The organism is Leucobacter chironomi DSM 19883, from assembly GCF_000421845.1.
Classification (GTDB): domain Bacteria; phylum Actinomycetota; class Actinomycetes; order Actinomycetales; family Microbacteriaceae; genus Leucobacter; species Leucobacter chironomi.
This window is the reverse complement of record NZ_ATXU01000008.1, coordinates 123,228-143,759: the sequence shown is the minus strand read 5'-3', so window position 1 is coordinate 143,759 and position 20,532 is coordinate 123,228. Positions and strand designations below refer to the sequence as shown.

General features: G+C 69.9%; 16 protein-coding genes and 1 tRNA gene. 12 read left to right on the top strand and 5 right to left on the bottom strand.

Annotated elements, in window-relative coordinates; genetic code table 11:
- Positions 1–31: 31 nt before the first annotated feature.
- Positions 32–116 (bottom strand) — tRNA-Leu (locus H629_RS0110435).
- A 243-nt stretch (positions 117–359) separates the two neighbouring features.
- Between H629_RS0110435 and H629_RS0110430 the strand changes: the two genes are divergently transcribed.
- Positions 360–1,952 (top strand): isocitrate lyase, encoded by a 1,593-nt coding sequence (locus H629_RS0110430; RefSeq protein WP_024357204.1) that lies wholly within the window; start codon positions 360–362, stop codon positions 1,950–1,952.
- 67 nt (positions 1,953–2,019) lie between these two features.
- Here H629_RS0110430 and H629_RS0110425 read toward each other — a convergent pair whose 3' ends face one another.
- On the bottom strand, positions 2,020–2,766 hold the full coding sequence (locus H629_RS0110425; RefSeq protein WP_024357203.1) for a TIGR00645 family protein: 747 nt from the start codon (positions 2,764–2,766) through the stop codon (positions 2,020–2,022).
- A 275-nt stretch (positions 2,767–3,041) separates the two neighbouring features.
- Between H629_RS0110425 and H629_RS0110420 the strand changes: the two genes are divergently transcribed.
- The 7 genes from H629_RS0110420 to H629_RS0110390 all read left to right on the top strand — a co-directional run bounded on the left by H629_RS0110420 (position 3,042) and on the right by H629_RS0110390 (position 10,879).
- Positions 3,042–4,061, top strand: a complete 1,020-nt coding sequence (locus H629_RS0110420; RefSeq protein ID WP_024357202.1) for a TerC family protein — start codon at positions 3,042–3,044, stop codon at positions 4,059–4,061.
- Between the two features lie 196 nt (positions 4,062–4,257).
- Entirely contained in the window at positions 4,258–5,751 is a 1,494-nt protein-coding gene (gene leuC, locus H629_RS0110415) for a 3-isopropylmalate dehydratase large subunit (protein WP_024357201.1), read from the top strand.
- Between the two features lie 2 nt (positions 5,752–5,753).
- Positions 5,754–6,356, top strand: a complete 603-nt coding sequence (gene leuD, locus H629_RS0110410) for a 3-isopropylmalate dehydratase small subunit (protein WP_024357200.1) — start codon at positions 5,754–5,756, stop codon at positions 6,354–6,356.
- Between the two features lie 83 nt (positions 6,357–6,439).
- A complete protein-coding gene (murA, locus tag H629_RS0110405; protein WP_024357199.1) occupies positions 6,440–7,768 on the top strand; it encodes a UDP-N-acetylglucosamine 1-carboxyvinyltransferase in 1,329 nt (442 codons plus the stop codon).
- A 65-nt stretch (positions 7,769–7,833) separates the two neighbouring features.
- Positions 7,834–8,610 (top strand): lysophospholipid acyltransferase family protein, encoded by a 777-nt coding sequence (locus tag H629_RS0110400; protein WP_029746864.1) that lies wholly within the window; start codon positions 7,834–7,836, stop codon positions 8,608–8,610.
- The gene (locus H629_RS0110395) at positions 8,607–9,728 is read left to right on the top strand and encodes an NAD(P)H-dependent glycerol-3-phosphate dehydrogenase (RefSeq protein ID WP_152485695.1); all 1,122 of its coding nucleotides are present in this window, start codon (positions 8,607–8,609) and stop codon (positions 9,726–9,728) included. The genes H629_RS0110400 and H629_RS0110395 overlap by 4 nt, the downstream gene beginning before the upstream one ends.
- Entirely contained in the window at positions 9,725–10,879 is a 1,155-nt protein-coding gene (locus tag H629_RS0110390; RefSeq protein ID WP_024357196.1) for a D-alanine--D-alanine ligase family protein, read from the top strand. The genes H629_RS0110395 and H629_RS0110390 overlap by 4 nt, the downstream gene beginning before the upstream one ends.
- A gap of 178 nt (positions 10,880–11,057) precedes the next feature.
- Here H629_RS0110390 and H629_RS0110385 read toward each other — a convergent pair whose 3' ends face one another.
- Complete coding sequence (locus tag H629_RS0110385; RefSeq protein WP_024357195.1) at positions 11,058–11,540, bottom strand: DUF3515 family protein; 483 nt, start codon at positions 11,538–11,540, stop codon at positions 11,058–11,060.
- Between the two features lie 43 nt (positions 11,541–11,583).
- Here H629_RS0110385 and thiL point away from each other — a divergent pair, with 43 nt between their 5' ends.
- Complete coding sequence (gene thiL / locus H629_RS0110380) at positions 11,584–12,615, top strand: thiamine-phosphate kinase (RefSeq protein ID WP_024357194.1); 1,032 nt, start codon at positions 11,584–11,586, stop codon at positions 12,613–12,615.
- Positions 12,616–12,643: 28 nt separating this feature from the next.
- Here thiL and H629_RS0110375 read toward each other — a convergent pair whose 3' ends face one another.
- Positions 12,644–14,212, bottom strand: a complete 1,569-nt coding sequence (locus tag H629_RS0110375; RefSeq protein ID WP_024357193.1) for a PucR family transcriptional regulator — start codon at positions 14,210–14,212, stop codon at positions 12,644–12,646.
- Positions 14,213–14,380: 168 nt separating this feature from the next.
- Here H629_RS0110375 and gabT point away from each other — a divergent pair, with 168 nt between their 5' ends.
- Together gabT and H629_RS0110365 are read left to right on the top strand one after the other, a co-directional pair.
- Positions 14,381–15,724, top strand: coding sequence for a 4-aminobutyrate--2-oxoglutarate transaminase (gabT, locus tag H629_RS0110370; protein WP_024357192.1), 1,344 nt, complete (start codon positions 14,381–14,383; stop codon positions 15,722–15,724).
- 139 nt (positions 15,725–15,863) lie between these two features.
- Positions 15,864–17,333, top strand: coding sequence for an NAD-dependent succinate-semialdehyde dehydrogenase (locus H629_RS0110365; protein WP_024357191.1), 1,470 nt, complete (start codon positions 15,864–15,866; stop codon positions 17,331–17,333).
- 217 nt (positions 17,334–17,550) lie between these two features.
- Here H629_RS0110365 and rsmD read toward each other — a convergent pair whose 3' ends face one another.
- The gene (gene rsmD / locus H629_RS0110360; protein WP_024357190.1) at positions 17,551–18,123 is read right to left on the bottom strand and encodes a 16S rRNA (guanine(966)-N(2))-methyltransferase RsmD; all 573 of its coding nucleotides are present in this window, start codon (positions 18,121–18,123) and stop codon (positions 17,551–17,553) included.
- 133 nt (positions 18,124–18,256) lie between these two features.
- On the opposite strand from rsmD, the gene H629_RS0110355 reads away from it, so the two are divergent.
- Positions 18,257–20,452: an ATP-dependent DNA helicase RecG gene (locus H629_RS0110355; protein ID WP_024357189.1), complete on the top strand. Its 2,196-nt coding sequence runs from the start codon at positions 18,257–18,259 to the stop codon at positions 20,450–20,452.
- Positions 20,453–20,532 lie beyond the last annotated feature (80 nt).

Genomic DNA, 20,532 nt, shown 5'->3' with positions numbered 1-20,532 from the left:
AGAGCCGGCTCCCGGCGGCCGGAGCCCTTCGTGGTGCGCGAGGGGGGACTTGAACCCCCACGTCCGAAGACACTGGAACCTAAATCCAGCGCGTCTGCCAATTCCGCCACTCGCGCTCGGCCCGCTCCGGGGCCGCTGACAGCCTACCGGCTTCCGTACGCGGCGCAGTGCACGCTCCCGGCCGTGACGCCGTGACGCGGAGGGAGGCGTCGATCCGGCCCCGGTCGCGCTCCGATTTTCCGTAGAGCAGAAATTCTGCAAATCTTCACCCACTGATTCGTGAGTAGCGAGGGTCTGGCGTCCCCCAGAGTAGAAGTAGTTCACATCGGAGCTAGCCGCCATCACACAAAGGAGTCAGCATGACTGCGTTCCAGAACGACATCGAGGCCGTCGAGGCACTCAAAGAGCAGAACGGCTCGAGCTGGGATGCGATCAACCCCGAGCACGTCGCTCGCATGCGTGCGCAGAACCGTTTCCGGACGGGCCTCGAGATCGCCCAGTACACCGCCGACATCATGCGCCGCGATATGACCGAGTACGACGCCGACTCGTCGGTGTACACCCAGTCCCTCGGCGTCTGGCACGGCTTCATCGGCCAGCAGAAGCTGATCTCGATCAAGAAGCACCTCGAGACCACCAACAAGCGCTACCTCTACCTCTCGGGCTGGATGGTGGCCGCGCTCCGCTCGGAGTTCGGGCCGCTGCCCGATCAGTCGATGCACGAGAAGACGGCCGTCCCGGCGCTCATCGAGGAGCTCTACACCTTCCTGCGCCAGGCCGACGCCCGCGAGCTCGACCTGCTCTTCACCCAGCTCGACGACGCCCGCCGCGCGGGCGATGAGACCGCGGTCGAGTTCATCCAGTCGCAGATCGACAACTACGAGACCCACGTCGTACCGATCATCGCCGACATCGACGCCGGCTTCGGCAACCCCGAGGCGACCTACCTGCTCGCGAAGAAGATGATCGAGGCCGGCGCCTGCGCGATCCAGATCGAGAATCAGGTCTCGGACGAGAAGCAGTGCGGTCACCAGGACGGCAAGGTCACCGTGCCGCACGAGGACTTCATCGCGAAGATCAACGCCGTGCGTTACGCGTTCCTCGAGCTCGGGATCGACAACGGCGTGATCGTCGCCCGCACCGACTCGCTCGGCGCCGGCCTCACCCAGAAGCTCGCCGTGACGAGCACGCCCGGCGACCTCGGCGACCAGTACAACTCCTTCCTCGACGTCGAGGAGATCTCCGGGGCCGATCTCGGCAACGGCGACGTGGTGATCAAGCGCGACGGCAAGCTGCTGCGCCCGAAGCGCCTCGCCAGCAACCTGTACCAGTTCCGCAAGGGCACGGGCGAGGACCGCTGCGTGCTCGACTGCATCACCTCGCTGCAGAACGGTGCCGACCTGCTGTGGATCGAGACCGAGAAGCCGCACGTCGAGCAGATCGCCGGCATGGTCGACCGCATCCGCGAGGAGATCCCGAACGCGAAGCTCGTCTACAACAACAGCCCCTCGTTCAACTGGACCCTCAACTTCCGCCAGCAGGCCTACGACACGCTCGTGGAGCAGGGAGCGGACGTCTCCGCCTACGATCGCGACAGCCTGATGAACGTCGAGTACGACGGCACCGAGCTCGCCCAGCTCGCCGACGAGAAGATCCGCACCTTCCAGCGCGACGGTTCGGCCCGCGCCGGCATCTTCCACCACCTCATCACCCTGCCGACGTACCACACTGCCGCGCTGTCGACCGACAACCTGGCCAAGGGCTACTTCGGCGACGAGGGGATGCTCACCTACGTGCGCGATGTGCAGCGCGAGGAGATCCGCCAGGGCATCGCCACGGTCAAGCACCAGAACATGGCCGGCAGCGATATCGGCGACAACCACAAGGAGTACTTCGCCGGTGACGCCGCCCTCAAGGCGGGCGGCAAGGACAACACGATGAACCAGTTCTGACACGAACGCAGGAACGGGGGTCCGGCATGAGCCGGGCCCCCGTTCCCGCGTTTTCAGCGGACCGCGTTCACTCGATGATGCGGGCGCCCTCGGGCAGCTGCGACCCGGCGGGCAGCCGGACGGTCACGTAGCCGTCGGCCTCGGGTGACGGGGCGGGATCCCGCAGCGACGCCTCCAGGCGTCCGGCCGTGAGCTGCTCGTTCTTCGGCGGGGCGGGGTGCTGGTGGCTCATCTTGTCGATCCAGGCCAGCGCGAGCGCCGAGACGATGAAGGCGAGGTGGATCATGACCTCCCAGAACACGCCGTCCCAGGAGTAGAGCACCTTGCCGTCAGAGGTGCGCACGATGCCTCCGTCCATGCGGCCGACCTCGATGAAGGTCTTGAGCAGGTGGATCGAGGAGATCGAGATGATCGAGATCGCGAGCTTGACCTTCAGCAGGTTCGCGTTGACGTGCGACAGCCAGTCTGGCTCGTCGTGGTGGCCCTCGACGCGGATCTTCGACACGAAGGTCTCGTACCCGCCGATGATCACCATGATGAGCAGGTTCGCGATCATCACGATGTCGATGAGGGCGAGCACGCTCAGCATGACCTCGGTCTCCGTGATGTGCCCGCGCAGGATGGCGTTGTCGATCAGATGCCAGAGCTCGACGAAGAACAGCACGACGTAGACGGCCTGCGCGATGATGAGGCCGAGGTAGAGCGGCGCCTGCAGCCAGCGGCTCGCAAAGATGAAGGCGGCGAGCGTGCGGGAGGCGGGCCCGGGCCCCCGCTCGGTGCTGCGCGTGATCGGCGGGGTCGAACGGTCGGTCACGGGTGTCCTTTCGTCTGCTGAGGATCACATCGTAGCGAGTCGAGCCCCGTCCGCCGCTGGGAGAATCGCCCCGCGTTCGAAGCGGAGCGACGCTCGAGGCGCGGTATGATGGTGCCTTCGAAAGGGAGTATTCCGTTTCGTCCGTGTCGTCAATACGCAGGGCTCCGTGGCCCGGCCGGTGCGGACGCGGTGACGTTCCCCCGCCTCGCGGGGAGCTTCGCCGGGGAGAGACTTTCGGTTCATTCGCGCACCCGCGCCGTACCGAAAGAGTCGCTGTGACCCCTGTTCTTCCGCTCTGGTTCGAGATCGGATCGATGATCGTGCTCGTCGCGATCCTCATCATCGACCTGCTCCTCATTATCAAGCGCCCGCACGTGCCCAGCATGCGCGAGGCCAGCCTCTGGGTGGGCTTCTACGTGCTGCTCGCGCTCGTCTTCGCCGGCGCGATCTTCCTGCTGGGGGATGTGCAGCACGGCACGGAGTTCCTGGCGGGCTGGCTCACGGAGTACAGCCTGTCGATCGACAACCTCTTCGTGTTCGTGCTGATCCTCGCGAGCTTCAAGGTGCCGCACGCATACCAGCAGCGCGCGCTCATGATCGGGATCGTGCTCGCGCTCGTCTTCCGCGGCCTCTTCATCCTCGCGGGAGCGGCGCTCATCGAGCGCTTCATCTGGATCTTCTTCATCTTCGGCGCCTGGCTCATCTGGACCGCGTGGCATCAGGTCAAGCCGGGCGAAGAAGAGCACGCGGGCGACAGCTGGGTGATCCGCCAGGTGAAGAAGGTCATGCCGATCAGCGAGCACTACGACGGCGGCAAGCTGCGCACCACGGTCGACGGCAAGCGCATGTGGACCCCGTTCCTGCTCGTGCTCGTGTCGCTCGGCACCACCGATCTGCTGTTCGCACTCGACTCGATCCCCGCGATCTTCGGCATCACCCGCAGCCCCTTCATCGTGTTCACCGCGAACGTGTTCGCCCTGATGGGCCTGCGCCAGCTCTACTTCCTGCTGGGCGGCCTGCTCGACCGTCTCGAATACCTCAAGTACGGCATCGCGGCGATCCTCGCCTTCATCGGGGTGAAGCTCGTGCTGCACGCCCTGCACGAGAACGAGCTGCCCTTCATCAACGGCGGCGAGCACGTGCCGGTGCCCGACATCACCACCTGGATGTCGCTCGGCTTCATCGTCACCGCGATGGCCGTCGCGACGATTGCGAGCGTGGTGAAGATGAACCGTGATGCGAAGCGCCGCGGCGAGCGGCTGCACCTCGGCGCCCACGAGAGCGCCGAGGACTGATCCCGCGCTCCGGGCGCCCGCTTCCAGGGAACGCGGGCGTCCGGTGGTAGACTCTTCGCCATGCGTCGTCGGCAGCTTCTTCTTCCTTGCCGCGACGGGGTGTAGCTGCTCGGCCCTCCCGTCGCGGAGTCCAGCACGGCCGAAAAGCAATCGCGCGTGTTCGCGCATGCAAGTTACGGAATAGAGAAGCGCACGTATGACTGAAGCACTGAAGCCCCGAACGCTGGCCGAGAAGCTGTGGGACGACCACGTCGTCGTCAAGGGCGAGAACGGCGAGCCGGATCTCATCTACATCGATCTGCACCTCATCCACGAGGTCACGAGCCCGCAGGCGTTCGACGGGCTCCGCACCGCGGATCGGCCCCTCCGCCGCGTCGACCTGATGATCGCGACCGAGGACCACAACACCCCGACGGTGAACATCACCCGCCAGATCGAGGACCCCACCAGCCGTCTGCAGATCGAGACGCTGCGCCACAACGTCGCCGAGTTCGGCGTTCGCGCGCACCCGCTGGGCGACAAGGAGCAGGGCATCGTCCACGTCGTGGGCCCGCAGCTCGGCCTCACCATGCCGGGCATCACCGTCGTCTGCGGCGACAGCCACACCTCCACGCACGGCGCCTTCGGGGCGCTCGCGTTCGGCATCGGGACGAGCGAGGTCGAGCATGTCATGGCGACCCAGACGCTGCCGCTCAAGCCGTTCAAGACGATGGCGATCAACGTCGACGGCGAGCTGCGTCCCGGGGTGACCGCGAAGGACATCATCCTCGCCGTCATCGCGAAGATCGGCACGGGAGGCGGCCAGGGCTACGTGCTCGAGTACCGCGGCTCCGCGATCCGCGGCCTCTCGATGGACGGCCGCATGACCATCTGCAACATGTCGATCGAGGCGGGCGCCCGCGCCGGCATGGTCGCCCCCGACGAGACCACCTTCGAATACGTCAAGGGGCGCCCGCACGCGCCGCAGGGCGAGGAATGGGATCGTGCCGTCGAGTACTGGCAGACGCTGCCCACCGACGAGGGCGCCGTCTTCGACCGCGAGGTCTTCATCGACGCGAGCGAGCTGGAGCCGTTCGTGACCTGGGGCACGAACCCCGGCCAGGGCGTGCTGCTCAGCGACCGCGTGCCGACCCCCGCCGACATCGAGGATCCCAACGAGCGTGCCGCCGCCGAGCGCGCCCTCGAGTACATGGACCTCGAGGCCGGCACCCCCATGAAAGAGATCGCGGTCGACGCGGTGTTCATGGGATCGTGCACGAACAGTCGGCTCGACGACCTGCGCACCTTCGCGAACATCATCAAGGGCAAGAAGAAGGCCGAGGGCGTGCGCCTCATGGTGGTGCCCGGCTCGGCGCGCGTGCGCCTGGAGGCCGAGGCCGAGGGCATCGACAAGATCGTCGAGGAGTTCGGCGGCGAGTGGCGCTTCGCGGGCTGCTCGATGTGCCTGGGCATGAACCCGGACCAGCTGGCGCCGGGGGAGCGCTGCGCCTCGACCTCCAACCGCAACTTCGAGGGGCGCCAGGGCAAGGGCGGTCGCACGCACCTCGTGTCGCCGCTGGTGGCCGCGGCGACCGCGATCCGCGGCACGCTCTCGAGCCCCTGGGATCTGCAGGAGGACGCCGCGCAGGGCATCACGCACGACGCGGAAGCCACGGCGTACGCCGCGGCCGAGAAGGTGGAGGCAGCGTAATCATGGACAAGTTCACCACGATGTCGGGTGTTGCGGCGCCGCTGAAGCGCTCCAACGTGGACACCGACCAGATCATCCCCGCCGTCTTCCTGAAGCGCGTCACCAAGACCGGCTTCGACGACGCGCTCTTCTACCACTGGCGCCAGGACGAGGCCTTCGTGCTCAACCAGCCCGCCTTCGCGGGAGCCGAGATCCTGGTCGCCGGCCCGGACTTCGGCACCGGCTCCTCCCGCGAGCACGCGGTGTGGGCGCTGCGCGACTTCGGCTTCAAGGTGGTCATCTCGCCCCGCTTCGCCGACATCTTCCGCGGCAACTCCGGGAAGCAGGGTCTGCTCGCGGCGCAGGTCGAGGAGGCCGACGTCGAGCGGCTGTGGGCTGCGATCGACGCCGATCCCGGGGTGCAGCTCACCGTGAGTCTCGAGGATCGCACCGTGTCGGTGGGCGACCTGACCGTGCCGTTCCAGATCGACGACTACACGCGCTGGCGCCTCATGGAGGGGCTCGACGACATCTCGCTGACGCTGCGCAACGAGGGTGCGATCTCCGATTTCGAGGCCCGGCGCCCCCGCTGGATGCCCACTACCACCCCGTTGGAGGCCGCGTGAGCGAGCAGGACGCACCGAACCCCGACACGACCGAGGCGGATGCCGAGGGGCTGAAGCTGGATGCGCAGAAGGCCGCCGCCCGCGTGGGACTCTCCTCCGATGAGATCCTCATCAACGGCGGTCGCCCCCTCAAGGGGCGCATCGAGGTGCGCGGTGCGAAGAACCTCGCCCCCAAGGCGATGGTTGCCGCGCTGCTCGGGAAGACCCCGAGCATCCTCCGCAACGTCCCCAACGTGTCCGACATCCGCGTCGTCGCCGGGCTGCTCGCCCTGCACGGCGTGCTCATCACCCGCGGCGAGGATCCGGGCGAGTGGCACTTCGATCCCTCGAACGTGGAGCACGCGCACCACGCCGATATCGACGCGCACGCCGGTTCGTCGCGGATCCCGATCCTGTTCTGCGGCCCGCTGCTGCACCGGCTCGGCAAGGCGTTCATCCCCGACCTCGGCGGCTGCCGCATCGGCGATCGCCCGATCGATTTCCACCTCGACGCGCTGCGCAAGTTCGGCGCCGTCGTCGAGAAGCTGCCGAGCGGCATCAGCCTGACCGCCCCCAACGGGCTCAAGGGTGCGAACATCGAGCTTCCGTACCCCTCCGTGGGTGCGACCGAGCAGGTGCTGCTCACGAGCGTGCTCGCCGAAGGGCAGACCGAGCTGCGCAACGCGGCGATCGAGCCCGAGATCATCGACCTCATCTGCATCCTCCAGAAGATGGGCGCGATCATCACGGTCGAGCCGAACCGCGTGATCTTCATCGAGGGCGTGAAGGAGCTGCGCGGATACGATCACCGCGCGATCTTCGACCGCAACGAGGCCGCGAGCTGGGCCTCTGCGGCGCTCGCGACCCGAGGCGACGTGTTCGTCGGCGGGGCGAAGCAGGAAGAGATGATGACCTTCCTGAACGTGTTCCGCAAGGTCGGCGGCGACTTCGACGTGCACGACGACGGGATCCGCTTCTGGCACCCCGGCGGCGAGCTCACCCCGGTGACCATCGAGACCGATGTGCACCCCGGGTTCATGACGGACTGGCAGCAGCCGCTCGTCGTGGCGCTCACGCAGGCGCAGGGCGTGTCGACGATCCACGAGACCGTCTACGAGAACCGCTTCGGCTTCACCGACGCCCTCAACAAGATGGGCGCCGACATCAAGGTCTACAAGGAGGGGCTGCACGATGAGACCCGGCGGGTGAACCGCCGCGAGTTCGAGCAGGCCGCCGTCATCGCCGGGCCCACCCCGCTCACGGGCGCCGAGATCGAGGTCCCCGATCTCCGCGGCGGCTTCAGCTACCTCATCGCCGGCCTCACCGCCGAAGGGCAGACGCGGGTGACGAATCTCGGCATCATCTCGCGCGGCTACGAGAACTTCATCGAGAAGCTGCGTCAGCTCGGCGCGGACTTCGTCTACGAGAGCTGATCCGCGTTCTCGCGCTCCCGGCACGGCATTCCGCGCGGGGAGCGCGAGGGCGGGATAATGGGATCATGACTGACACGGTAAAGCTCCGGAGCCGCCCCTCGGCGGAGAAGCGTCGGCCCTCCGTTTTCTGGGTGCTGGCCACGCTGATCCTGCCGGCCTGGTCGGCCATGGTGCGGTACCGCTTCACGCCGCAGTCGAAGCTGCCGCAGTCAGGACCGTTCATCCTCGCGCCCAACCACTACAGCGAGATCGACCCCATCGCGATGGGGGCCGCAGTGTGGCATCTGGGGCGCCTGCCCCGCTTCATGGCGAAGGCGAGCCTCTTCCGCGTGCCCGTGTTCGGCTGGCTGCTGCGGGCGTCGGGTCAGATCCCGGTCGAGCGGCAGGGCTCCACCCGCTCCTCGCGCGACAGCGCGAACCCGATGGGCGCCGCCGGTCAGCTGATCGAGCGCGAGTCGGGCGTGATCGTGTATCCGGAGGGCTCGTTGACTCGCGATCCCGGCCTGTGGCCGATGCGCGGCAAGTCGGGGGCGGTGCGTCTCGCGCTCGAGTCGGGCATCCCGCTGATCCCCGTCGCCCACTGGGGCACGCAGGAGCTGATGCCGCGCTATGCGAAGCGCATCCACCCCTTCCCGCGCAAGACGATCCACGTGTCGGTCGGCGAGCCGATCGATCTCAGCCGCTTCGCGGGCCGCCCGCTCGACCAGCGCGTCGTCACCGAGGCCACGAGCCAGCTCATGGATGCGATCACCGCGCTGCTGGCCGAGCTGCGGGGCGAGCAGCCGCCGCCCGAGCGCTGGGATCCGAGCAAGCACCAGCAGAGCGAAACGGGACGCTTTTGAGTACGAGGCCGATCCCGATCGTCACCGGCCGCAATCTGCGCAATCGCGGCCGCAAGGTCGCGGTGATCGGCGCGGGCAGCTGGGGCACGACCTTCGCGAAGGTGCTCTGCGACGCCGGCTGCGACGTCACGATCTGGGCGCGCCGCCGCGAAGTGGCGCACGAGATCCAGGTGGCGAAGCGCAACACCCAGTACCTCTCGGGCATCAACCTGCCGAAGACGCTGAAAGCGACCGACGATCTGAGCGTTGCGCTGCGCGGCGCGGGCCTCGTGTTCCTCGCGGTGCCGAGCCAGACGCTGCGGCAGAACCTCATCGACCTCGAACCGTACCTTGATCGGCGCAGCGTGCTGGTGAGCCTCGTGAAGGGTGTCGAGAAGACCACCACGATGCGCATGTCGCAGGTGATCGCCGACACGCTCGACCTCGATCCCGCACGCATCGGCGTCGTGTCGGGCCCGAACATCGCGCTCGAGATCGCGAAGGAGCAGCCGACCGGCGGCGTCGCGTCCTGCGTCGACCTGACGGTCGCCCAGGAGATCGCCACCGCCGCCTCCGCACCCTACTTCCGCACCTACGTCAACACCGACGTCACCGGCACGGAGCTCGGCGGGGTGCTCAAGAACCTCATCGCGCTCGCGATCGGCATCGTCGACGGCGTGGGGTACGGCGAGAACACGAAGGCCGCGATCATCACGCGCGGCATCGCCGAGATGACGCAGTTCTCGGTCGCGCACGGCGCGGATCCGGCCACCCTCTCCGGGCTGGCGGGGCTCGGCGACCTCATCGCGACCTGCCAGTCGCCGCTCTCCCGCAACAACACCGCCGGCCGTCTCATCGGCCAGGGGTACACGCAGGAGGAGACGAGGGAGCAGATGCAGCAGGTCGCGGAGGGGATCACCTCCGTGCCGCCCGTGCTCGAACTGGCGCGCGAGCTGGGCATCCGCATGCCCATCGTCGAGCAGGTGCAGATGGTGCTCGACGGCCGCATGGCGCCGAGGGATCTCGGCCCGCACCTCGCCACCGAAGACGATGTACCGCAGCCCGAGCAGACGATCGCCGAACCCCAGGTGGGTGCGTTGCGACGGCTGTTCAACCGTGTGAAGGGACCCCAGGCGTGACCGCATCCTCCTCCCGTCCGGCCGAGGCCGACGTTCAGACCGGCGCAGGCGCGCGACGCACGGTCGCGCTGCTGTTCGGCGGCCGATCGAGCGAGCACGGCATCAGCTGCGTGACCGCCGCCGGCGTGCTGCGATCCATCGATCGCGCGCGCTTCGACGTCATCCTCGTGGGCATCACGAAGCAGGGCGCCACCGTGCTCATGCGCGAGGAAGACCTGGCGGGCTACCGGCTCGAGGCGGGGGCGCTGCCCGAGGTGCACGACAACGGCACGCGCGTGCTCTGGCCGGCCTCGACCGCCACCCGCGCCGTCACGGTGATCGACCAGGCGGGGTCCCTGCGCTCACTCGGTCACGTCGACGCGGTGCTGCCGATGCTGCACGGCCCCTACGGGGAGGACGGCACCGTGCAGGGGATGCTCGACCTGGTGGATCTGCCCTATGTGGGCAGCGGTGTGCTGGGTTCGGCGCTCTGCATGGACAAGCACGCAGTGAAGACGGTGCTGGCCGACGCTGGCATCGCGGTCGCGCCGTGGCGCACTATCACCCGCGAGCAGCTGGCCCAAGACCCGTACCTCGCCGAACGGCTCGACGAGGGCCTGCGGTACCCGCTGTTCGTGAAGCCGGCCCGCGCGGGATCGTCGGTGGGGGTGAGCCGGGTCACCGAGAGCGCTCAGCTGCCCGCCGCGCTCGACGTGGCGTTCGCCGAGGATCGCACGGTGCTCGTCGAGTCGGGCGTGACGGGTCGCGAGGTCGAGATCGCAGTGCTCGAGGGGCGCGGCGACGACCGTCCCCGCACGAGCGCCGTGATCGGCGAGATCGTGTTCACGGGCCGCGACTTCTACGACTTCGAGGCGAAGTACCTGGGCGCGGCCGGCGTCGAGCTCGAACTGCCCGCGAAGGTGACCGACGCCGAGTTCGCAGCGATCCGCGACGCCGCGGTGCTCGCCTTCGAGGTGACGCAGTGCGCGGGGCTCGCCCGCATCGACTTCTTCCTCACCGAGGACGGCCCGGTGCTCAACGAGATCAACACGCTGCCCGGGTTCACCCCGATCTCGATGTACCCGCGGCTGTGGCAGGAGTCGGGGCTCGGCTACACCGAGCTCATCACCGAGCTGATCGAGCTGGCCATCGCGAAGAAGCCGGCGTACTAGGCGGGTGGAGCACCCCAGGTCCGGTGCTGCGAGGCGTGGGACCTGTTCTGCGGATGAGGCCGATGTTTCGGATGGGAACCGGGGTTCGCATCCGAAACATCGGCCTCATCCGTAACAACTGCGACGTCTCCGCGATCCGCACCACCCGCTGAGTGCGCCGAGGAGCCGGGCAGCGGCCCTACAGGTCGAGCGTGTCGACGAGGCCCACGCACTCGCGGGTCTGCGGCAGCAGCTTGACCACGGCACCGAGGTCGAGCACGGCCGCGGTGCCGCTCGCGTGCTCGGAGTTCACGAAGACGGCGAGCCCGGGCGAGCGTCCGTAGGCTTCGAAGCGGTAGAGCGGCGCCTGCGAGTCGTCCACGATCCAGTCGACGCCGTCGACGTTCACGCAGGAGTCGGTGGTGGGTCCGCTCGGCTCGATGCCGCACTGCAGCTGCACGCCCGAGGGGTCGCCCCAGGCGCCGGTCGACTGCGCGTTGGTGGTGCGCCGGTCCAGGCCGGCGACGGTGTCGGGCAGGCGCACGATGACGTCGGCGCAGGCGGGGTCGTTCGCGTCGTCCGCCGCGTCCATGGGCACATCGCCCGCGCAGCCGGTGAGCAGCGGCGCCGAGGCGAGCACGACGGCGGTGAGCGCGAGCAGGCGGATCCGGGGCGAAGTCACGCTGCCAGCCTAGCGACTCGCTCCTGTGCGCTAACTTGAGAGGGTGAACGAGACCGTGGGGGAGCTGGGGGAGCGCGAGGTGCTCGCCCGCGTGCTCGCGCGGCTGGGCGAGGCCCGGGGTGCGGTGCTCGGCCCCGGTGACGACTGCGCCGTGCTCCGCTTCGCGGGCGACGCGGTGGTGACGACCGACACGATGATCGAGGGGCCTGATTTCCGTCTGGCCTGGCACGACGGCTTCGATCTGGGGTGGAAGCTCGCGGCCACGAACCTGTCGGACGTGGCGGCGATGGGCGCCCGGCCGACGGCCCTGACGGTTGCGCTCGCCGTGCCGCATGAGACCCCGGTCGAGTTGCTGGAGCGGATCGCGAGCGGGCTCGACGCCGCGTGCCGCGAGTTCGCGCCCGGCTGCGGGGTGGTCGGCGGCGATCTCGGCCGCGCCCCGGTGGTGACGGCGTCGGTGACGGCGCTCGGCGACCTCGAAGGGCGGCGTCCGGTCACCCGGGCGGGTGCGCGGCCGGGCGATGTCGTGGCGTACGCGGGGGCGCTGGGGCTTGCTGGGCTCGGGCTGTCGCTGCTCTTCGCGGAGGCGGCGGATCCCGACGGCACCGCCCATTCCCGGTCGCTGCCCGAGTTGCGGCGCGCCCACCCCGCGGCCGTCGCCGCCCAGCTCGCCCCGAAGCCGCCGATCGCGCTCGGGTCGGTCGCGGCCGAGGCGGGCGCGACCGCGATGATGGACGTCTCCGACTCGCTGTCGATCGACGCCGAACGCCTGGCGCGTGCGAGCGGGATGACGGTCGACCTCGACGCGCAGCTGCTGGAGGACGGTTTCGGAGTGCAGCAGGGTGCGGCGGTGCCGATCGAGGCGATGCTCACGGGCGGCGAGGATCACGGCCTGCTCGCGACGTTCCCGGCGTCGGCGGCGCTGCCCCACGGCTTCCTCCCCATCGGAGTGGTGCGGTCGGCGGACGGCGCGGACGGCGGATCCGATTCCGAGGCTCCCGGCGTGCGCCTCGACGGCGCCCCGCTCATCCCGGCAGGCTGGGACCCCTACACCGTGCGCCCGCCCGGCTCCTGACGCTCGACACGCCACCGCGGACGTCGGATCAGTCGGTGAGCCGCAGCGCCGCCCACAGCTCGGCGCGGGTGTCGGGGGAGTCGAGGTCGGCCTGCAGCAGCTGCGCGGCCGTCTGCACCCGGGCCTTGAGGGTGTGGCGGTGCACGCCCAGCTCGGTCGCCGCCGGGCTCGTCTGGCCGTGGTGCGCGAGCCAGACGCGCAGGCTGTGCTCGAGCGTGTCCCCGTGACGCCGGTCGTGCTCCCGCAGCGGCGCCAGCAGCCCCTCGGCGCGCCGGTGTGCGTCGGGCAGCCCGCTCAGCAGGTGCAGCACGCCGTCGTGCAGTGCCGGCAGGTAGTCGACCGGGCCCTCGGCGCCGCTCGCGACCGCGTAGTCGAGAGCTCGGTCGGCCTGGTCGATGAGCTCGGCCAGCTGGGGAAGCGCGCCGCGCTCGGAGACGCCCGAGTGGATCCGGCGCGTGAGCAGCAGGCGGCGGATCGCGGGGAGGTGCCGGGTCTCCGCGATGATGAGGGGAGCGCCGTCGAGGCCCGCGGTGATGAGCCCCGGACTGCCGGCGTCGAACGACTGCAGGTCTTCGACGATCGCGGGGTCGACGCCGTCGGGGGTGCGGTAGCGCAGTGCGACGACGGCCCCCTGCGGCACCCGCACGAGCGCGCCCGCGGCGATCTTCTCGGCGAGCGCGAAGTCGCCAGCGAGCAGCAGCCGCACGATCGCGTCGCGCAGCGACGACTGGGCGGCGTCGATGCCGCCGCGGTGCTCCAGCTGCACGGTCGCGAGGGCGGCCACCAGGCCGATGAGGGTGCGTTCGGCGGTGTCGGGCGCGCCGTGATCCTCCACTGTCAGCACGCCGAGCACCCGACCGCGCCGGCCGAGCGTCTGCATCCGCACGCCGCCGCCCGCGCCGCCGATGCGGCCGGCGCTCGCCCCGCGCTCCACGAGTCGGCGGGTCTCGCGGCGGATCCACTCGGCCTGCACTTCGGATCGGGCCGCCTCCGGTGCGAACTCCACGATGCGCCCGGAGCGGTCGGTGATGCACACCCAGTGCCCGAGACGGGCGGCCGTTTCGCGCACGGCCGAGCCGAGGCCGTCGCGTTGCAGTGACGCCGAGGCCACCGCGCGCTGCGACTCGAGCGCCCAGATGTCGCGTTCGCGGGCGCCGGCCTCGAGCAGCCGGGCGGCGGTCTGCACGATCTCGATGAACGCGGTGTCGTAGGGCACACGGAAGAGCGGCAGGCCGAGCCGATCGCACGCCGACACGATCTGCGCGGGTACCCGGTCCCAGTGGAGGCCGACCGCGACGCCGAGGGCCGTGACCCCGGCGCCGAGGAGCCGCTGCACGTAGGCGTCCGCGTCCGTCTGATCGTGCACGGCCGAGAAGCGGGCGCCCGTGGTGAGCAGCACCGTGCGCGGGGTGAGAAAGGGCGCGGGATCTTCGAGCTCGCTCACGTGCACCCACTGCACCGGGCGCTCCGTCGCGTCGTCGGTCGCGCCCGCGATGAGCACGAGGCCGAGCTGATACTGGCGCAGCAGTTCTCCGAGTTCGATGGTGGGGGAGTGCGCGGCGGCGGGGCGCTCGGCAGGCGCGGATGCGGGGGCCATGGTCCTCCTCCGAGAAGCTCTGCCGAAGTGGCGAAACTTCGAGTTGAATTACTCCATTCTGGCACAGAGGGTGATGGGTGCTCAGGGCTAGGCTGATCCGGAATCACATTCCAAGACCGCGACGTCCGCACAGAGACGCCGCATCAAGCCCCAGGCAAGGAGAACCTCATGGCAGACGCCACGATCGTCGGCGGCCCCTCGCTCCCGCAGGAGCGCAAGCTCGTCACCAGCATCCCCGGCCCCAAGTCGCAGGAGATGCTGGCCCGCAAGAACGCCGCGGTCGCCGCAGGCGTCGGCGTGGCCCTCCCCGTCTCGATCGTCGCCGCAGGCGGCGGCGTGATGGTCGACGTCGACGGCAACTCGCTGATCGACCTCGGCTCGGGCATCGCCGTGACGGGCGTCGGCAACTCCGCCCCCGCCGTGGTCAAGGCCGTCACCGAGCAGGTGCAGCAGTTCACCCACACCTGCTTCACCGTCACCCCCTACGACGGCTACGTCAAGGTCGCCGAGAAGCTCAACGAGCTCACCCCCGGCGATCACGAGAAGCGCTCCGCGCTCTTCAACTCGGGTGCCGAGGCCGTCGAGAACGCGATCAAGATCGCCCGCCACTACACCAAGAAGAACGCCGTCGTCGTGTTCGACCACGCCTACCACGGCCGCACCAACCTCACCATGGGGATGACCGCGAAGAACATCCCCTACAAGGACGGCTTCGGCCCCTTCGCCCCCGAGGTCTACCGCGTGCCCACCTCGTACCCCTTCCGCGACGGCCTCGCCGGCGCCGAGGCGGCGCAGCTCGCGCTGACCCAGATCGAGAAGCAGGTCGGCGCCGCCAACCTCGCCGCGATCATCATCGAGCCCATCCAGGGCGAGGGCGGCTTCATCGCCCCGGCCGAGGGCTTCCTCCCCGCGCTCCAGGAGTGGGCCACCGCCAACGGCGTCGTCTTCATCCTCGACGAGGTGCAGACCGGCTTCGCCCGCACCGGCGACCTCTTCGCCGCGAACCACGAGGGCGTCGTGCCCGACCTGGTCACCACCGCCAAGGGCATCGCGGGCGGCCTGCCGCTCTCCGCAGTGACCGGCCGCGCCGAGATCATGGACTCCGCTCACGCGGGCGGCCTGGGCGGCACCTACGCCGGCAGCCCCATCGCCTGCGCCGCGGCGCTCGCCACGATCGACACCTACCAGCAGGAGAACCTTACCGAGCGCGCCCGCGAGATCGGTGCGATCATCGACGAGTTCTTCGGCGAGCTGGCGAAGAGCGACGACCGCATCGGCGACATCCGCGGTCGCGGCGCCATGAAGGCGATCGAACTCGTCGAGTCGGGTTCGAAGACCCCGAACGCGGCCCTCACCGGCGCCATCGCCAAGTTCGCCGGCGAGCAGGGCGTCATCCTGCTCACCTGCGGCACCTACGGCAACGTGATCCGCTTCCTCCCGCCGCTCGCCATCTCGGACGAGCTGCTGCGCGAGGGCCTGCAGGTCGTCGCCGACGCGCTGACCGCCAACTAGTCGGCTCCGCCGGGGTTCCGCGCACAGGCGCGGAACCCCGGCGACCGGTTATCCTGTCGCAGTCGCAGGATCCACAGACGACACGCCGCCCCGGAGAGCCCCGCGGCCCCGGGGACGGCGTCATGAAAGGACAGAGAACATGGCTTTGAAGCCCAATGAGCAGGAGCTCCTCGACCGCGTCGAAAGCGGCCTCGGGATCGGCGGCAAGTGGGAGGCGTCCACCTCGGGCGCCACCTTCGACGTCACCGACCCGGCGACCGGCGAGGTCATCAAGACGATCGCCGACGCGACCGTCGAGGATGCGGTGCGCGCGCTCGACGCGGCCGTCGAGGCGCAGCAGGAGTGGGGCAACACGCCCACCCGCGTGCGCTCGAACATCCTGCGTCGCGCCTTCGATCTGCTGATGGAGCGCAAGGAGGAGTTCGCGCTGCTCATGGCCATGGAGATGGGCAAGCCCATCGCCGAGGCCCGCGGCGAGGTCGTCTACGGCGGCGAGTTCCTGCGCTGGTTCTCGGAAGAGGCCGTGCGTGTGCAGGGCGACTACCGCCAGAACCCCGAGGGCACCGGCAACATGGTGGTCTCGCACATCCCCGTCGGCCCCTGCTACTTCATCACGCCGTGGAACTTCCCGCTCGCGATGGCGACCCGCAAGATCGCTCCGGCGCTGGCCGCCGGCTGCACCTCGGTGATCAAGCCCGCCGCGCTCACCCCGCTGACCACGATCTACTTCGTGCAGCTGCTCGAGGAGGCGGGCCTGCCCGCCGGCGTCGTGAACGTCGTTCCCACCTCGAAGTCGAGCGCCCAGTCGTCGGCCCTGCTCAGCGACCCGCGCCTGCGCAAGCTCTCGTTCACCGGCTCGACCCCGGTGGGCGTGAAGCTGCTCGAGGCTGCGGCGCAGAACGTGCTGCGCACCTCGATGGAGCTCGGCGGCAACGCGCCGTTCGTCGTCTTCGAGGACGCCGACCTCGATAAGGCCGTCGAGGGCGCCCTGCTCGCGAAGTTCCGCAACATCGGCCAGGCCTGCACCGCGGCGAACCGCATCATCGTGCACGAGTCGGTCGCCGACGAGTTCGCGCGTCGCGTGGGCGAGAAGGTTGCGGCCATGAAGATCGGCCGCGGCGCCGACGAGGGCAACGACATCGGCGCGCTGGTCGAGGAGAAGGCCGTGGCGAACACAGCTCGCCTCGTGGCCGACGCGGTCGAGACCGGCGGCACCATCGTCACCGGCGGCGAGACGATCGACGGCCCGGGCAACTTCTTCCAGCCCACCGTGATCGACAAGCTGAGCCCGCAGGCGGCGATCATGCGCGAGGAGATCTTCGGGCCGGTGCTCGGCATCATCCGCTTCTCCACGGAGGAGGAGGCGGTCGAGATCGCCAACAACACCGAGTACGGCCTCGTCTCGTACGTGTTCACCGAGAACATCGCGCGCGGCCACCGCATGATCGAGCAGCTCGAGACCGGCATGATGGGCCTCAACACGGGCCTCGTGTCGAACGCGGCTGCGCCGTTCGGCGGCGTGAAGCAGTCGGGCATCGGCCGCGAGGGCGGCTTCGACGGCATCCACGAGTTCCTCTCGACGAAGTACACGCTGATCCCGCGCTCGTAGTCCGAGCTGGGATGCGCCACGGGCCCGGGACCTCTGCAGAGGTCCCGGGCCCGTGGCGCATCCGGCCTAGGATCTATCCGGTGCAGCGTGTGCGGCGCCCGCGGTGGATCGCAGCTCAGGCAGTGGATCGCAGCTCAGACGGAGGTTCTCGCGGAATACCTCCGCCTGAGCTGCGATCCACTGCCTGAGCTGCGGGGCAGAAGGTGCGGGCTGGGGGCTAGGCGGGCTCAGCCCACCACAGCGCGGTCTCGCCGTAGCGCTTCTCGCGCACGGGGGCGAGCCCAGCGGGCCAGCTCGGTTCGGGGGAGCGGCTGCTGCGCTCCACGAGCACGGCGGCGTCCTCGGCGAGCAGCGGCGCGAGCGCTGCGAGGTTCGCCGCGAGCTCCGTCTCGGAGAGATCGTAGGGCGGATCGAGCAGCGCCACGTCCCAGCGCGCGGCACCCGCGCCGTCGAGGAATCCCTGCACCGACTGCCGCATCACCTCGATGCGGGGGGCGGATCCGGATCCGCCGAACGCCCCGAGCACCGTGCGCGTGTTGCGGCTCGCCACCTGGGCCGCCTGCGGGTGCTTCTCGACGAGCGTCACGGCCGCGGCGCCGCGGCTCGCGGCTTCGAGGCCGAGAGCGCCCGAGCCCGCGTACAGGTCGAGCACGCGTGCGCCGTCGACGAGGCCCCAGGATTCGAGCGTCGAGAAGATCGCCTCGCGCACCCGGTCGCTCGTCGGCCGCGTGCCCGACTTCGGCACGTCGAGTCGCAGCGATCCCGCGGCTCCGGCGATGATTCTGGTCATCCCACGAGGGTACCGCCTCGTCGCGCACCGGGTCGCTCGCCGTGACGAGCCGGGATCCGTCTGTCGTGGGGGTCCGTCGGTTGCGGTGCCCGTCGGTCGTGGCGGCGTCGGAGGTCGCCGCTACGCTGGAGGCATGACTCAGGCCTCGCTCGACACCCGCCTCGACGGCGTGGTGGGCGCGCGCACGGCGAAGCCGCTGGAGCGGGCATTCGAGATGCGCACGGTGGCCGATCTGCTGCACCACTTCCCGCGCCGCTATTCGCGTCGGGGCGAGCTGACGCCGCTGCGCGGTCTGCCCATCGGCGACCAGATCACCGTGGTCGCCCAGGTGCTCGACGTGCGCGAGCGCCGCATGCAGCGCCGCAACGGCAACCTGCTCGAAGCCCGCATCACCGATGGCACGGGTACGCTCACACTCACCTTCTTCAACCAGCAGTGGCGCAGCCGCGAGCTGGTGGCGGGGCGCCGCGGCATCTTCGCGGGCAAGGTGAGCGAGTACCGGGGCAGTCTGCAGTTGCAGCACCCCGAGTACGAGCTGTTCGAGAACCGGGACGAGGCGCCGGGCGGGGAGCAGCTCGACGAGGCTGCGGCGAAGGCGTGGGCCGAGACGCCAGTGCCGATCTACCCCGCGACGGCGCAGCTGCCGAGCTGGACCATCCAGCGCGCGGTGGAGCTCGCCCTCGACGCTCTCGGCCCGGTGCCGGATCCGCTGCCGGGGGAGATCCGCGACGCCGAAGGCGTCATGGCGTACGGCCGGGCGCTCGAACTCATCCACCGTCCGCAGCACGACGCCGACTGGCGGGGGGCGCAGCAGAGCCTGCGCTTCCGCGAGGCGTTCGAGCTGCAGCTCGCCCTGCTCGATCGCCGCCGTCGCGCGGGGCTCGAATCGAGCACCCCGCGGCCGCTCACGACCGCGGCCGGCGCGGAGCCCGGATCCACCCCGCTCGGTCGCTTCGACGCCGCGCTGCCCTTCGAGTTGACGGGCGACCAGCGCCTTGCCGGCGAGACGATCTCGCACGAGCTCGCGCAACCCCACCCCATGCACCGCCTGCTGCAGGGCGAGGTGGGGTCCGGCAAGACGCTCGTGGCGCTGCGCGCCATGCTGCAAGTGGCCGCGAGCGGGGGCCAGAGCGCGCTGCTCGCGCCCACCGAGGTGCTCGCGGCGCAGCACTTCCGCTCGATCACGGAGGCGCTGGGCCCCGACCTCGCGGCCGAGCTGAACCCGGTGCTGCTGACGGGACGCATGCCGGCGGCCGAGCGCAAACGGGCGCTGCTCTCGCTGGCCTCCGGCACCTGCCGTATCGCGGTCGGCACCCACGCTCTCATCAGCGACAACGTCACCTTCTACGATCTGGGCTTCATCGTCGTCGACGAGCAGCACCGCTTCGGCGTCGAGCAGCGCGAGGCGCTGCGGCGCAAGGGCGCCTCGCCGCACGTGCTCGCCATGACCGCCACCCCCATCCCGCGCACCGTGGCGCTGACCGCGTTCGGCGACCTGGAGGTCACCACGATCCGCGAGCTCCCCCCGGGGAGGCAGGGCATCGAGACCTTCACCGTGCCCGAGCTCGAGATGCCGAACCGCGCCGCCCGCGTCTGGGCCCGCACCGCCGAAGACCTCGCCTCGGGCCGTCAGGTGTACGTGGTCTGCCCGGCGATCTCGGCCGGCGAGGTCGATCCAGAGCTCGACGGCGAAGAAGCCGGCGAGCGCGCCCGCCCCCTCGCCAACGTCGAAGACACCGTCGCCGAGCTGCGACGCCGCCCCGAGTACGCGGGTGTGCAGATCGAGGGGCTCGACGGCGGCATGGCGAGCGACGAGAAGGACCGCATCATGCGCGGCTTCGCGGAGGGGCGGATCGGGATCCTCGTCGCGACCACCGTCATCGAGGTGGGCGTCAACGTGCCCAACGCCTCCATCATGATCGTGCGGGACGCCGACCGCTTCGGCATCTCGCAGCTGCACCAGCTGCGCGGCCGTGTGGGTCGCGGCGAGCATCCGGGGCTGTGCCTGCTCATGACGACCTCCGAGCAGGGCTCGGTCGCGCGCGAGCGCATCGAGGCGGTCGCGGCGACCTCAGACGGCTTCGCGCTCGCCGAGGTCGACCTCGAACTGCGGCGCGAGGGCGACATCCTCGGCACTGCGCAGTCGGGCGGGCGGTCGACGTTGAAGCTGCTGCGGGTGGCCGAGCACGGCGAGCTCATCTCGCACGCGCGCGACGTCGCCGCCGCGCTGCTCGACCGCGACCCCGAGCTGGCGACCGCGCCGGGGCTCGCCGAGCTCATCGCCCGCGAGCACGAGGCCGGCCTGCTCGACAACCTCGCGAAGTCGTAGGGCCCTTCGAAGCGGTACCCAGGTACCATCCGCGAGGCACCCGGGGTCGATCCGCCTGACGCCGTCTGCTCATAGCGTGG